Genomic DNA, 12,893 nt, shown 5'->3' with positions numbered 1-12,893 from the left:
GGCGGAGTCCGTTCTGTTCGTTTGGGGGAATCTGGTCTGATCCGGGCGTCTTGGCAAGGGTGCTGGACGCCGCAGTCTGATCGTGACACCATCCGGCTATGCAGATGCAGCACAGACAGTCCCGAACAGACAATCCCAAACAGAGACCCCAGCCATGACACAACTGGACCAGATGCGCCGGCAAGCCCGCGAGATTTTCCTCACAGGTGTCGCGAGCGCCGATCCCGCCCATGCCGTTGAAGACGCCCTCAAGGGACGGAGGTTCAACGCGCCTTTGATCATCGCGGTTGGCAAGGCGGCGCGCAGCATGGCCGAGGCGGCGATGCGTCAGGTCGATGCGGCGCGGGTGATCGTGGTGACCAATTACGAGAATGCGAGGCCGCTGGAGGGGGCCGAGATGCGCGCGGCGGCACATCCGGTGCCTGATTTTGAAGGCGCGCGGGCGGCGCTTTTGATCGAGGATGCGCTGGCCCATGCCAAGGGCGACGTTTTGGCGTTGATTTCGGGCGGCGGATCGGCGCTTTTGCCCGCCCCCGTGCCCGGCGTCTCACTTGAGGATAAGGCGGAGGTCAATCGGCTTTTGCTGGGTTCGGGCGCGGATATTGTGGCGATGAATCTGGTGCGCCAACAGTTATCTCGACTCAAAGGCGGCGGTTTTTTGCGCGCCGCGGCGCCCTCGAAAGTGACGGCGCTGTTGCTGTCGGACGTGGTCTCTGATGATCTGCGTGCCATTGCCTCGGGGCCGACGGTTTCGCCCATTGGCACCCGCGAAGACGCGGTCGAGATGCTGCAAGGGCTTGATCTGTGGGACAAATTGCCCACCGCCGTGGTGGAGTATCTGGCGCGGCCACGTCCCGATCTTGGGCCTTTGCCCGAGAGTGAGGTGGCGTTGATTGGGTCGAATAAAATATCAGTGGCGGCCATGGCCCGCGCGGCGGGGGGCGGCGCGGCACAGGGCGTTCATGTCTTTCCTGTCCCGCTTGAGGGCGATGTCGCAGAGGCGGCGCGCACCATTGTTGAGAGCGCGATCGAGCCGGGGATTTTCCTGTTTGGTGGCGAAACCACGGTGAAACTGACCGGAGACGGCATGGGCGGGCGCAACCAGGAACTGGCGCTGCGCGTGGCGGTTTTGGCCGAAGAACAGGGGCTGAAAGACTATGTGTTTCTCTCTGGCGGCACGGATGGGCGCGATGGTCCGACAGATGCGGCGGGCGGTATCGTTGACCCCGGCACGCTGGATCGGATGCGGGCCTCTGGGCTTGATCCGCAAGATGTTCTGGCCCGCAATGACAGCTATCACGGGCTAGAGGCCGCAGGGGATTTGTTGCAAATCGGGGCGACCGGAACGAATGTGGCCGACCTTCAGGTGTTGATCCGGGGGGGAGGGGGCTCAGATGTCGCTGATGTGGAGTACATGCGGAAGAGGAAAAGCGACCATTTGTTTGGTGCATAACATACGATGGCTTTGAGTCATTTTGGTTAATCCAGCGCGACGTGAGAATTGGTGCGAAGCACTCAAACCTGCGCTTCGGCTGTGATTGTCTTAGGTTTCAGGATAGGGTTATCATGAGGTCATTCTACTATAGGGTGGCTCGGGTACGACAAGGATGGCGGCCATGGCGATGATTGCCGACGCGGATGATTTCTTTACCAAGGGATGTGGTCGATGCGACCGTTTCGCGACACCGGAGTGTTCGATCCGGTTATGGATCGACGGGCTGAATGATCTGCGCCACATTTGCCGCGATGTGGGACTGAAAGAAACCGTGAAATGGGCGCATCCCACCTATATGCATGCTGGCCGCAACATCGCAATTTTAACCGCATTTAGGGGCGACTTCAGGCTGAGCTTCATGAACCCCGGCTTATTGGCAGACACCGAAGGCGTGCTGGAGCGGCAGGGACCGAACAGCCAAACGCCGGGAATGATCCGCTTTAGCGATGTCGCGCAGGTTCGCGCCATGGAGCCGGTGATACGAGCCTATCTGAGGCAGTTGATGGTTCATGCCGAGGCAGGCACGAAACCACCTAAAGTAGACCGCGAGATCGACATGCCGGATGAACTGACCGAGGCGCTGGATGCCGATCCTGAGCTGGCCGAGGCGTTTCATGCACTGACACCAGGCCGGCAGAAAAGCTATATGTTCAACCTCAATCAGGCAAAGCAATCCGCGACCCGGATGGCCCGGATAGAGAAATTCCGTGATAAAATATTGGCAGGCAAGGGCGCGATGGACCGTTAAGGGCGGCACCCTTACGGAAATGGGTATGACAGAATTGCGCAAAAGCGGCACTTGCTGCCAGTGCAACGAAGGACCGGTTCGTTCGCAGACCGGACCTTTAGATAGACAGCAAAGACCGTTCGACCTGGCTCAACGGTCAAATGCAAAGCCATAGATCAATTGCCGCAACCCGATGGCCGCGCCGATGATGATGGCGATGATGGTCACGGGGGCGGAGAAGGCCAGAACGGAAAAGGCCGAAAGGCCTTGGCCGACGGTGCAGCCAAAGCCGACCACGGCACCGACGCCCATCAAAGCCGCACCGCCGATTTGGCGTTTCAATTCGCGCGGGTCTTCGCAGGCTTCCCAACGGAACTGGCCTTTGATCAGCGAACCGATGGCCGCGCCCAAAAGCACCCCGATGACCGAGCCGACACCAAAGCCGGGCGAGGAGGCCGACGAGGTCATCAGGTAAAACAACGTGTCACCAATGGGGGCGGAGAAGGTGTGGGAGGCGACGGGTTCGGCCTCGAAAGTGGCCAGAGAGAGCCAGCTTGTCCCAGCCCAACCAGAGACGATGGCCAGACCCACCGCGCTTCCCCAGAGGATCAAGCGCCGCTGTGCGCGAAAGGCACGAGACGAGAGGGCGAGGGTGAGGATGGCAAGACCTGCGACAATCCCCGTGGCCACGGTCGGCAGGCCAAACGCCCCTGAAACCGCATGGGCAAAGCCGGGCAGGGCGGAGGCCGGGCGGGGCGGAAACAGGGTGACACGCAATTCGGCCAGTGGGCCATTGAGCGCGACATATGTCGCCAGCCCCATGACCAAAACAATGACGAAATTGCGCAGATCGCCACCGCCCAAACGCGCCAAGGCGCCAAAGCCGCAATTGCCCGCCAGCGCCATGCCATAGCCAAACATCAGGCCTCCGGTGATTGAGGCCATGGGATACCATTTAAGGGCCAAATAGGGCGACATGGCGGGATCGAACAGGCCAAAGCCGATGAGGGTGAAGGTGCCAATCAAGGCCACACCAAGCGCCACGCCCCATTGCCGGGCGCGCAAATCGGAGCCTTGATACAGGGCGTCTTCAATGGCGCCCATGGAGCAAAACCGCCCCAAACGCGCGGCCAGCCCCAAGACGAGGCCACCGGCACCACCGATCAGAGCTGCAAGCAGCCCCGGGTCTAACAGATCGAACATGTCGTCTCCCTCCCTACGGGAGCGTGAAGGGGGCTTTAGCCGCGCTTCATTTTCCCGCCATCCACCGAACAGAACATGTCGTAGATGACTTCAAGGATGCGTTTGGGACGATCATCCGTCAAGGAATAGTAAATCGCTTTGCCGTCGCGCCGGGGCGTGACCAGACCTTCGAGACGCAGCCGGGCGAGTTGTTGGCTCACGGCGGCTTGGCGGGCGGACAGGAGGTCTTCCAACTCGGTGACGGATTTCTCGCCGGTGACCAGATGACACAAGATCATCAGGCGACCTTCATGCGAGAGCGCTTTCAAAAGCTGAGACGCGTCACAGGCAGAGGCCATCATGACGTCCATGTCATCTTCTGACATGTTCTCAGAAATTACCGGCAAAGGCGAATTCACTGTGTCCACCTCATTTGTCCTCTAGAAGGCGATGTCATCCATAATCGCGTCAATGCCCGCTTGGGCGCATTCCGCATCGAGATCTGGGCCTGGGGCACCAGAAACACCGATGCCAGCTACTATAGAGCCTGCTGCTTCAATCACAAGACCTCCCCCCAAAGCAAGCGGTTCTGTCAATTCGCGAATCCCGGCCATCATTTGTCCGGGTTCGGTCAGGCCACTGAGAGACATCGTATCGGTGCGAAAGGACACGGCGGTCCAGGCCTTGCGCCGGGCGGTTTCAAAGACGTGCAGCCCGGCATAGCGGTCGCGCAGATAGACCTGTGGACTGCCAAACCGATCCACCACCATGACGCCGACCTGATAGCCCGCCTCGCGACAGCTTTGCATCGCGGCCAAGGCGGCGGTTTGGGCGACCTCGGGTTTGAGCACTTTGAAGGTGACGAAGGCGTCGTCGCTGTCTTGAGCAAGGATTGGGGTTGCGAGGGTGCAAGTGGCTGTTATAGCTGCGAAAATAAAGTGTTTCATGGATCTCCTCCCGAGAGATTTAGGGCTTTGGTGCCTGTGTGGCGTGAACGGCCTCAACATCAAACTCACTGTGGTCGCGTAGGGTGATAGTCAACATCGCCCAAAACATTTCGTCACCGGCATAGCCTTCGATCCGCCCCTGTTCGATCCCGTCCTCCACGAGAACGAAAGTGGGCGTAAAGATCACCGGGCCTTTGAAGGTCAGGTCCTCTGGCAGTGGCGCGTGCAGATCGACCCGACGCAGAGGGGCGAATTTGCCCTCAGGCGTTTTGGGATAAATCTCAGAAATTTCCGCATCCCAGCGGGCGCAATAGGCACATCCGTCTTGCTCCACCATAACCAGTTCGGTGGCAAAGGCGGGGAGAATCGATACGATCAGGGCGGCGATTGACGCCAGAATTTTTGTCAACATATGTATACCAATTGACGGGTGCGACATAAACAACCTAATTTGAATATGTGAATGACACAAGTCACGGATCACTCATGAGCGGAGGAGGAGCTCCGCCATGCAGCCGCTCAAAGAGCCGATCTGGCAGTGGAGTCTTCATTCACATTAGGGAGGACTGAATGTTCGACGTTAATTTTATCTCGGCCCTTTTGGGCGGGTTGGTGGTGTTTTTCTCACCCTGTATCCTGCCGATCGTGCCGTTCTACCTGTCTTATATGGCGGGGGCTTCGATGGGGGAAATCAACGCCGAGGGCGATTTGGCCCCGGGCGTGCGCCGCCGGGCCGTGTTATCAAGTGTGATGTTTTCGCTCGGAATCATCACGGTCTTTGTGCTTTTGGGCGCGGCCGCTTTTTCTCTGTCGCAGGCGTTTCGCAGCCATCAGGACATCTTTCGCTTTGCCTCTGCCGCAATTGTCTTTGTCATGGGGCTGCATTTTTTAGGCATCATCCGAATCGGTTTTCTCAACCGCCAGTTCCAAATGCAGGCGGGAGATACCAAAAACATGAACATCTGGTCGTCCTATGTGGTCGGCCTTGCCTTTGCCGCCGGGTGGACGCCCTGTGTCGGGGGCGTTTTGGTCGGTGTGGTGATGATGGCGTCGAATGAATCGACGGCGATGCGCGGGCTGATCATGATGGTGGTGTTTGGGATCGGGATGACCGCGCCCTTTGTGGTGGCGGCGTTTTTCATTAAACCGTTTCTCAAATTCGCCGCAAAATTCCGCCGCCATTTGCCGAAAGTGGAAAAGGTGATGGGGCTGTTCCTGATCCTGTTCGCTCTGCTGATCGTCACAAATTCGGTCAATGTGATCGCGGCATGGCTTTTGGAAGCCTTCCCGAGCTTTGCTAAAATCGGATCAAAAGGGAGTCTTTAAAAATGATGAAAATCGCACGACGTACATTGATGGCCGCCACCCTCTCTGTACTCGCCTTTTCTCCCGCTCTGGCGTTTGAAATGGGTGACGACGGTCTGCATAAAACCCCGTGGCAGCGCGACACGTTCAAAGATCTGCGCGATGATTTGGCCGAAGCCAATGCGGAAGGAAAGCGGCTTTTGGTGATGATCGAACAGCGCGGCTGTATCTATTGCACCAAAATGCACGAAGAGGTTTACCCCGATCCCGAGATCACCAAGATGATCGAAGACAACTTTTTTGTCATTCAAATCAACATGTTTGGCGACGTCGATGTGACCGATTTTGATGGTGAGTCTTTGCCGGAAAAGGACATGGTGCAAAAATGGGGGGCGCTGTTCACGCCAACGAATCTCTATTTCCCCGAAGAGGTGCCCGAAGGCGTCTCCGCCAAGGATGCGGCGGTGGTGACCGTGCCCGGCGCCTTTGGCAAATACACCACGTTCAACATGATGGGTTGGGTGTTGGAACATGGCTATGAGGGCGATGAGCCGTTCCAAAAATACCATGCGCGTCAAGTGGTTCTCCAGCAAGAGGCGGGTCATTTGAATCTGACAGAATAGAGGGTATGATAGCGCTATACCTGCCGCAGCGCAGAAAAATTCGATTTTTTGAATTTGTTCTTGCCCTGCGACAAAATGGTGCGCTACGGTATCCAAAACCAGTACCGCAGATATGCGGAAGGTCGCACAGTTTAGGACATAAGTCTTTTGGGAGGAGACATGAAACGTATCGCAACTTGTTTTGTTGTGCTGGGCCTCACGGCAAGCGCAGCGATGGCCGAAGTGGCCCCGGGTAGCATTCAGTTTGAGGAAGGCGCAGTGGCGCAGTCTCTGACCGGCACCTCAGGCAACCCGGCCGAAGGCCGCACGATCATGACCACGAAATCCGTCGGCAACTGCGTGTCTTGCCACGCCGCCACAGACTATGCCGATGTGCCCTTTGCGGGCGAAGTCGGCCCGCTGTTGGACGGGGCAGGGTCGCGCTGGGACGAGGCGCAATTGCGCGGTCTGGTGGTCAATCCGAAAATGACGTTCGAAGGCACTGTGATGCCTGCCTTTTATAAGGTCGACGGGTTCAACCGTCCGGGCGACGCCTTTACGGGCAAAGCCGCACCTGCTGATCTGCCGCCGCTCTTGTCGGCGCAACAGGTCGAAGATGTGGTGGCCTATTTGATGACGCTGAAAGACGAGTGATCGCCTTTTCGGCCCCTGAATTTATGAGGAGCAAACCATGAATCTCACACGACGTGACGCTCTGGCTCTTGGCCTTGGTGCGACGGCTGCGGCATTTTTGCCCTGGCGCGCAACGGCCGCAGCCGAGGACGAAATGGCCACCTTTACCGGTGGTGCAGAGGCGGGCAGCGGGGACATCACCCTGACCGCGCCGGAAATCGCCGAAAACGGCAACACTGTGCCAGTCTCGGTCAATGCACCGGGTGCGGTCGCCATCGCGGTGTTTGCCACGGGCAACCCGACTCCGGGCGTGGCCACGTTCAACTTCGGCCCCCTGGCCGGATCGCAATCCGCCTCGACCCGCATTCGCCTTGCAGGCACGCAGGATGTGGTGGCCATCGCCAAACTGGCGGACGGCTCCTTTATCAAAGCGGCGTCGACCGTGAAAGTGACCATCGGCGGCTGCGGCGGCTAAATCGACTTATTCTAGGAGACAAAGACAATGGCATCTGGTGTCAAACCCCGCGTGAAGGTCCCCAAGTCGGCTGCTGCTGGCGAGGTGATCACGATCAAAACCCTGATTTCGCATCCAATGGAATCGGGTCAGCGCAAAGACGGTGATGGCAACATCATCCCGCGCTCGATCATCAATCGCTTTACCTGTGAGTTCAACGGTCAGTCGGTGATCGACGTGACCATGGAACCGGCGATTTCCACCAACCCGTATTTCGAATTCGATGCGCAGGTCCCCGAAGCAGGTGAATTTAAATTCACCTGGTACGATGACGATGGCTCCGTCTACGAAGACGTGAAACCGATCGCAATCGGTTGACCAAGGTCAGCCTATGCGCCCCGGACGATCGGGGCGCATAGGGCACACCCAGGGAGGAGAGAAACGCATGAACATTAAAAATACGCTCACCACCAAGCTCTGCACGGCTGCGGTCCTGACCGCTTTTGCCGTTGCGGCCCCGGCATTCGCCGATGAGGATGCCGAACTGGTGATCAACGGCGAGATTGAGATCGTCACCAAGACGACGGCGCCCGCGCATCTTGAGGGGCACCTCACAGAGATCATGTCGGGTTGGCGCTTCCGCTCTGATGACACGCAGGCGATGGAAATGGACGATTTCGACAACCCCGGCATGTTGGGGGCCGAAGAAGGGCTTGCCCAATTCGACACCGTGATGGGGTCTGAAGGCAAAGCCTGTGCCGATTGTCACGATGGTGTGGAAAGCCTGGCCTCTGTACGGCCGACCTATCCAAAATGGAATGACGCCAAAGAGGCGGTTTACACCATTCAGATGCAGATCAACGATTGTCTGACCGAACGGATGGGTGCGGAAGCTGAGAAATACGACAGCAAGAAAATGCTGAACTTCGAAGCTGTTCTGGCCTCTGTGGCGCGCGGCACTCCGATGAACGTGGCCATTGACGGTCCGGCTCAATCGACATGGGAGCAGGGCAAAGAGATGTATTACACACGCTTTGGCCAACTCGATCTGTCCTGTGCCAACTGTCATGAGCAGAACTACGGCAACATGATCCGCGCTGACCACCTGTCGCAGGGCCAGACCAATGGGTTCCCGGTGTATCGGATCAAAGACAACAAGCTGACGGGCGCACATAGCCGGTTCAAAGGCTGTATCCGTGACACCCGCGCCGAGACGTTTGCGCCGGGTTCACCGGAGTTCGTAGCACTTGAGCTTTATGTCGCGTCGCGTGGCAACGGCCTGTCGGTCGAAGGCCCGTCTGTCCGCAACTGATCTGTCAAAGCCCCGCCGGCTGTGCTGTGCGGGGCTTTGTTTTCCTCAATATATTCAATTTTACGCATGAAACTTGGCCGCAAATGCGCCGGTTTTGGCAAAATGCAACGGAGCAACACGCATGATCTCTCGTCGTGACTTCCTTCAGGTCTCCATGGCCGCCTCCGCTTTGGTGGGAGCGTCTGGCTTTGGCAATTGGTCCCGTTTGGCGGCGCAACAGGCGCTGACCCAAGATCAGCTTTTGGACTTTGACACCTTTGGCAATGTCTCCCTGATCCACGTCACCGACATCCATGCCCAGCTCAAGCCGATCTATTTCCGCGAACCGTCGATCAACATCGGGGTGGGCGGCAACAAAGGGCAGGTGCCCCATGTCACCGGCGCGGATTTCCGCAAACTCTATGGGATCGAAGAAAACTCGCCCTCGCATTACGCGCTCTCGGCGGGGGATTTTTCCGCACTGGGTCGGGCATACGGCAAAGTCGGGGGCCTTGACCGCGTGGCCACAGTGATCAATTCGATCCGCGCCGCCCGTCCTGATGCGTTGCTCTTGGATGGGGGCGACACATGGCACGGCTCCTACACTTGTTATCACACCGAAGGCCAAGACATGGTCAATGTGATGAACGCGCTCAAACCCGATGCGATGACCTTCCATTGGGAATTCACGCTGGGTTCTGAGCGGGTGCGTGAGATCGTCGGCGATCTGCCCTTTGCCGCGCTTGGGGCCAATATTTTTGATGCCGAGTGGGACGAACCCTCCGAGGATTTCGCGCCCTACCAATTCTTTGAACGTGGTGGTGTGAAGATCGCCGTGATCGGTCAGGCCTTTCCCTATATGCCCATTGCCAACCCCGGCTGGATGTTCCCGGAATACTCTTTCGGCATTCGCACCGAGCGGATGCAAGAGGTGGTGGACGAGGTCAAAGCCATGGGCGCAGAGCTGGTCGTGCTTTTGTCGCACAACGGTTTTGACGTCGATAAAAAGATGGCAGGTCTGGTCAGCGGCATCGACGTGATCCTGACGGGTCACACCCATGACGCACTGCCCGAACCTGTGCTGGTGGGCGAGACGATCCTGATTGCCTCTGGCTCCAACGGCAAATTCGTGTCCCGCGTTGATCTCGATGTGCGCGATGGCCGGATGATGGGCTTCCGTCACAAATTGATCCCGATCTTCTCCGATGTGATCGAGCCGGACAAAGAGGTCGCCGCGTTGATTGACGAACAACGCGCCCCCTATGAGGCCGATATGTCCGAGGTGATCGGCCAGACAGACAGCCTGCTGTATCGTCGCGGCAACTTTAACGGCACATGGGATGACCTGATCTGTGATGCGCTGATCTCTGAGCGCGAGGCGGATATTGCCATGTCTCCGGGCGTGCGTTGGGGCCCCTCGCTGCTTCCGGGCGATGACATCACCCGTGAAGACATTTGGAACGCCACCTCGATGACCTATGGCAAGGCGTACCGGAGCGAGATGACCGGTGAGTTCATCCATACGATCATGGAAGACGTGGCCGATAACATCTTTAACCCCGATCCCTATTACCAACAGGGCGGTGACATGGTGCGGATGGGCGGCCTTGGCTACCGCATTGACATCACCAAACCGCAGGGAGAGCGGATTTCCGAGCTGACGCTGTTGAAAACCGGCGAAAAACTCGACCCGGCGAAAAACTACGTCGTTGCTGGCTGGGCTTCGGTCAATGAGGCCACCGAAGGGCCGCAGATTTGGGACGTGGTCGAAGATCACATCCGCAAACAGGGCACGATCACCTTGCAACCGAACACCTCGGTTCAGGTCATCGGCGCCTGATCGCATTTGAACATGTCGCCCAGGCTGCACAGTGGCCGGGCGGAAACGTCACAACCTCAAAAGGGAGCACACACCATGAGTGACACCCAAAAGGACATAAGCCCCTCGCGCCGCGCGTTTTTGCGCGGAGCGGCGGCAACGGGGGTCGGTTTGGCCGCAGGGTCAGCCTCGGCACAAGGCACACCCGATCCGTTGATCACGGAGAAACAAGATTGGGCCATGACCACCGGCGCGGGCGTTGATGAAACGCCTTATGGCTTGCCGATCAAATACGAGGGCGACGTGATCCGGCGCAATGTACCGTGGCTCACCGCCGATCCGATTTCCTCGATCAACTTCACGCCGATCCATGCTCTCGATGGGACGATCACGCCGCAGGGCTGTGCCTTCGAGCGCCATCACTCCGGTGCGATTGAGTTGAAAAAAGAAGATTACCGTTTGATGATCAATGGCTTGGTCGATCAACCTCTGGTCTTTACCTATGCCGATCTGGAGCGTTTCCCGCGTGAAAACCGCACGTTCTTCTTGGAGTGCGCCGCCAATACCGGGATGGAATGGGCGGGGGCGCAATTGAACGGGGCGCAATTCACCCATGGCATGATCCACAATATGGAATATTCGGGCGTTTCCCTGCGCACGCTGCTCGAAGAGGCGGGGCTGACGGCTGCCGGCGATTTGTCGGACAAATGGGTCTATGTCGAAGGTGCGGACGCGTCGTCAAACGGTCGCTCCATTCCGATGGAAAAGGCGCTTGATGACGTCATGGTGGCGTTTAAGGCCAATGGCGAAGCGCTGCGCATGGAGCATGGCTATCCGGTGCGCTTGGTTGTACCCGGTTGGGAAGGCAACATGTGGGTCAAATGGCTGCGTCGCATCGAAGTGACCGCACAGGCCGTTGAGGGCCGCGAAGAGACCTCGAAATACACCGACACTTTGGCGGATGGCACGTCGCGCAAATGGACATGGGTGATGGATGCGAAATCCGTCGTCACCTCGCCCAGCCCGCAAAGCCCGATTGCGCATGGCACCGGGCCTTTGGTGATCACCGGTCTGGCGTGGTCCGGGCGCGGCGCCATCACCGGCGTCGATGTGTCGAAAGACGGAGGCAAGACCTGGGAAAAGGCGCGTTTGGCCAAGCCCGGCGAGAAAATGGCGCTCACCCGCTTTTATCTCGATACCGATTGGGACGGCTCGGAGATGTTGCTGCAAAGCCGGGCGCATGATGAAACCGGCTATGTTCAACCGACCAAAGCGCAGCTGCGCGAGGTCCGCGGCGAGAACTCGGTCTATCACAACAACTGTATTCAGACATGGCATGTCAAAGCCAACGGGGAGGCAGAGAATGTCGAAGTTTCTTCCTAAACTCATGACGGCAACGGCGCTGGCCGCCACGCTTTCCATCCCGGCTTTTGCCGAGGGCTTCGGTCTGGGCCGCCCGGCTTTGCCCGAAGAAATCACCGCATGGAACCTTGATATTTCCCCCAATGGCGATGGGCTCCCGGTGGGGTCCGGCTCGGTGGAAGATGGCGAAATGATCTTTTCGGAAAACTGCGCGGTGTGTCACGGCGAGTTTGCCGAGGGCGTGGACAATTGGCCGAAACTGGCGGGCGGCGACGGCACTTTGGCGGACAAAGATCCGCTTAAGACTGTCGGTTCCTATTGGCCGTATCTCTCGACTGTCTATGACTACGTCCGCCGCTCCATGCCCTTTGGCAATGCGCAGACCATGTCGGATGATGATGTCTACGCGATCACCGCCTATATCCTCTATTCGAACTACATCGTTGAGGATGATTTCGTGCTCTCCAACGAGAACTTCCTCGATGTGGACATGCCCAATGCCGATGGGTTTATCGTCGATGATCGTCCTTCGAGTGAATACACGATCTTCACTGAAGAAAACGCCTGTTACGAAAATTGCAAAGACAACGTTGAGATCACCAAACGGGCGACTGTTTTGGATGTGACCCCCGAAGAAGAGGGTACGGACCAAGCCGCCGCCGAGCCTGTGGCCGAGGCCGCGCCTGTTGAGGTCGCCGTGGCGGAAGAGGCGCCGGTTGAAGCCCCGACCGATGTCGTGAGTGCGGCATTTGATGCCGATCTCGCGGCCAAAGGCGAAACGGTCTTTAAAAAGTGCAAAGCCTGTCATCAGACCGGCGAGGGCGCGACCAACAAAACAGGTCCGGTGCTCAACGGTGTGTTCATGGCCAAAGTTGCCCATGTCGATGGATTCAAATACTCCAATGATATGCTGGGCGCGCACGAGGCTGGAGCGGTTTGGGATGAGGCGCATCTGGCGGAATTCCTGGCCAAGCCCAAGAGCGTCTATGCCAAGACCAAAATGACCTTTGCGGGGCTGAAAAAAGACAGCGAAATCGCGGCAGTGATTGAATATCTCAAATCAGTGTCGCAGTAAT

General features: G+C 58.0%; 15 protein-coding genes. 11 read left to right on the top strand and 4 right to left on the bottom strand.

Going from position 1 to position 12,893, the window contains the following annotated elements:
- The first annotated feature begins 154 nt into the window (after nucleotides 1-154).
- Together B30_RS08015 and B30_RS08010 are read left to right on the top strand one after the other, a co-directional pair.
- A complete protein-coding gene (locus tag B30_RS08015; RefSeq protein WP_009571543.1) occupies nucleotides 155-1,453 on the top strand; it encodes a glycerate kinase type-2 family protein in 1,299 nt (432 codons plus the stop codon).
- A gap of 163 nt (nucleotides 1,454-1,616) precedes the next feature.
- Nucleotides 1,617-2,243: a YdeI/OmpD-associated family protein gene (locus B30_RS08010; protein ID WP_009571542.1), complete on the top strand. Its 627-nt coding sequence runs from the start codon at nucleotides 1,617-1,619 to the stop codon at nucleotides 2,241-2,243.
- 129 nt (nucleotides 2,244-2,372) lie between these two features.
- On the opposite strand, the gene B30_RS08005 is transcribed toward B30_RS08010, so the two are convergent.
- Genes B30_RS08005 through B30_RS07990 form a run of 4 tightly spaced genes read right to left on the bottom strand, consistent with a single transcriptional unit; the run spans nucleotide 2,373 to nucleotide 4,763 of the window.
- A complete protein-coding gene (locus tag B30_RS08005) occupies nucleotides 2,373-3,425 on the bottom strand; it encodes a YeeE/YedE family protein (protein WP_009571541.1) in 1,053 nt (350 codons plus the stop codon).
- A 35-nt stretch (nucleotides 3,426-3,460) separates the two neighbouring features.
- Nucleotides 3,461-3,790: an ArsR/SmtB family transcription factor gene (locus B30_RS08000; protein ID WP_040402083.1), complete on the bottom strand. Its 330-nt coding sequence runs from the start codon at nucleotides 3,788-3,790 to the stop codon at nucleotides 3,461-3,463.
- 54 nt (nucleotides 3,791-3,844) lie between these two features.
- Nucleotides 3,845-4,351, bottom strand: coding sequence for a GlcG/HbpS family heme-binding protein (locus B30_RS07995; RefSeq protein WP_009571539.1), 507 nt, complete (start codon nucleotides 4,349-4,351; stop codon nucleotides 3,845-3,847).
- Between the two features lie 19 nt (nucleotides 4,352-4,370).
- Nucleotides 4,371-4,763 carry a regulatory protein gene (locus B30_RS07990; protein WP_009571538.1) on the bottom strand — a complete coding sequence of 131 codons (393 nt, stop codon included), beginning with the start codon at nucleotides 4,761-4,763 and terminating at the stop codon, nucleotides 4,371-4,373.
- Nucleotides 4,764-4,921: 158 nt separating this feature from the next.
- Between B30_RS07990 and B30_RS07985 the strand changes: the two genes are divergently transcribed.
- The 9 genes from B30_RS07985 to B30_RS07945 all read left to right on the top strand — a co-directional run bounded on the left by B30_RS07985 (nucleotide 4,922) and on the right by B30_RS07945 (nucleotide 12,892).
- A complete protein-coding gene (locus tag B30_RS07985) occupies nucleotides 4,922-5,677 on the top strand; it encodes a cytochrome c biogenesis CcdA family protein (RefSeq protein ID WP_009571537.1) in 756 nt (251 codons plus the stop codon).
- A gap of 5 nt (nucleotides 5,678-5,682) precedes the next feature.
- Nucleotides 5,683-6,279 carry a thioredoxin family protein gene (locus tag B30_RS07980; RefSeq protein ID WP_414632328.1) on the top strand — a complete coding sequence of 199 codons (597 nt, stop codon included), beginning with the start codon at nucleotides 5,683-5,685 and terminating at the stop codon, nucleotides 6,277-6,279.
- Between the two features lie 159 nt (nucleotides 6,280-6,438).
- Nucleotides 6,439-6,912, top strand: a complete 474-nt coding sequence (gene soxX / locus B30_RS07975) for a sulfur oxidation c-type cytochrome SoxX (protein WP_009571535.1) — start codon at nucleotides 6,439-6,441, stop codon at nucleotides 6,910-6,912.
- Between the two features lie 37 nt (nucleotides 6,913-6,949).
- On the top strand, nucleotides 6,950-7,366 hold the full coding sequence (soxY, locus tag B30_RS07970) for a thiosulfate oxidation carrier protein SoxY (protein ID WP_009571534.1): 417 nt from the start codon (nucleotides 6,950-6,952) through the stop codon (nucleotides 7,364-7,366).
- A gap of 27 nt (nucleotides 7,367-7,393) precedes the next feature.
- Complete coding sequence (gene soxZ, locus B30_RS07965) at nucleotides 7,394-7,723, top strand: thiosulfate oxidation carrier complex protein SoxZ (protein ID WP_009571533.1); 330 nt, start codon at nucleotides 7,394-7,396, stop codon at nucleotides 7,721-7,723.
- A 67-nt stretch (nucleotides 7,724-7,790) separates the two neighbouring features.
- A complete protein-coding gene (gene soxA / locus B30_RS07960; RefSeq protein WP_009571532.1) occupies nucleotides 7,791-8,657 on the top strand; it encodes a sulfur oxidation c-type cytochrome SoxA in 867 nt (288 codons plus the stop codon).
- Between the two features lie 121 nt (nucleotides 8,658-8,778).
- Nucleotides 8,779-10,476, top strand: a complete 1,698-nt coding sequence (gene soxB, locus B30_RS07955; RefSeq protein ID WP_009571531.1) for a thiosulfohydrolase SoxB — start codon at nucleotides 8,779-8,781, stop codon at nucleotides 10,474-10,476.
- Between the two features lie 75 nt (nucleotides 10,477-10,551).
- A complete protein-coding gene (gene soxC, locus B30_RS07950) occupies nucleotides 10,552-11,838 on the top strand; it encodes a sulfite dehydrogenase (RefSeq protein ID WP_009571530.1) in 1,287 nt (428 codons plus the stop codon).
- Complete coding sequence (locus B30_RS07945; protein WP_040402008.1) at nucleotides 11,819-12,892, top strand: c-type cytochrome; 1,074 nt, start codon at nucleotides 11,819-11,821, stop codon at nucleotides 12,890-12,892. The genes soxC and B30_RS07945 overlap by 20 nt, the downstream gene beginning before the upstream one ends.
- Nucleotide 12,893 lies beyond the last annotated feature (1 nt).

Source organism: Celeribacter baekdonensis B30 (assembly GCF_000299875.1).
GTDB lineage: Bacteria > Pseudomonadota > Alphaproteobacteria > Rhodobacterales > Rhodobacteraceae > Celeribacter > Celeribacter baekdonensis_A.
Note: the sequence above shows the minus strand (reverse complement) of the source record. Positions and strands in the feature narration are given on the sequence as shown.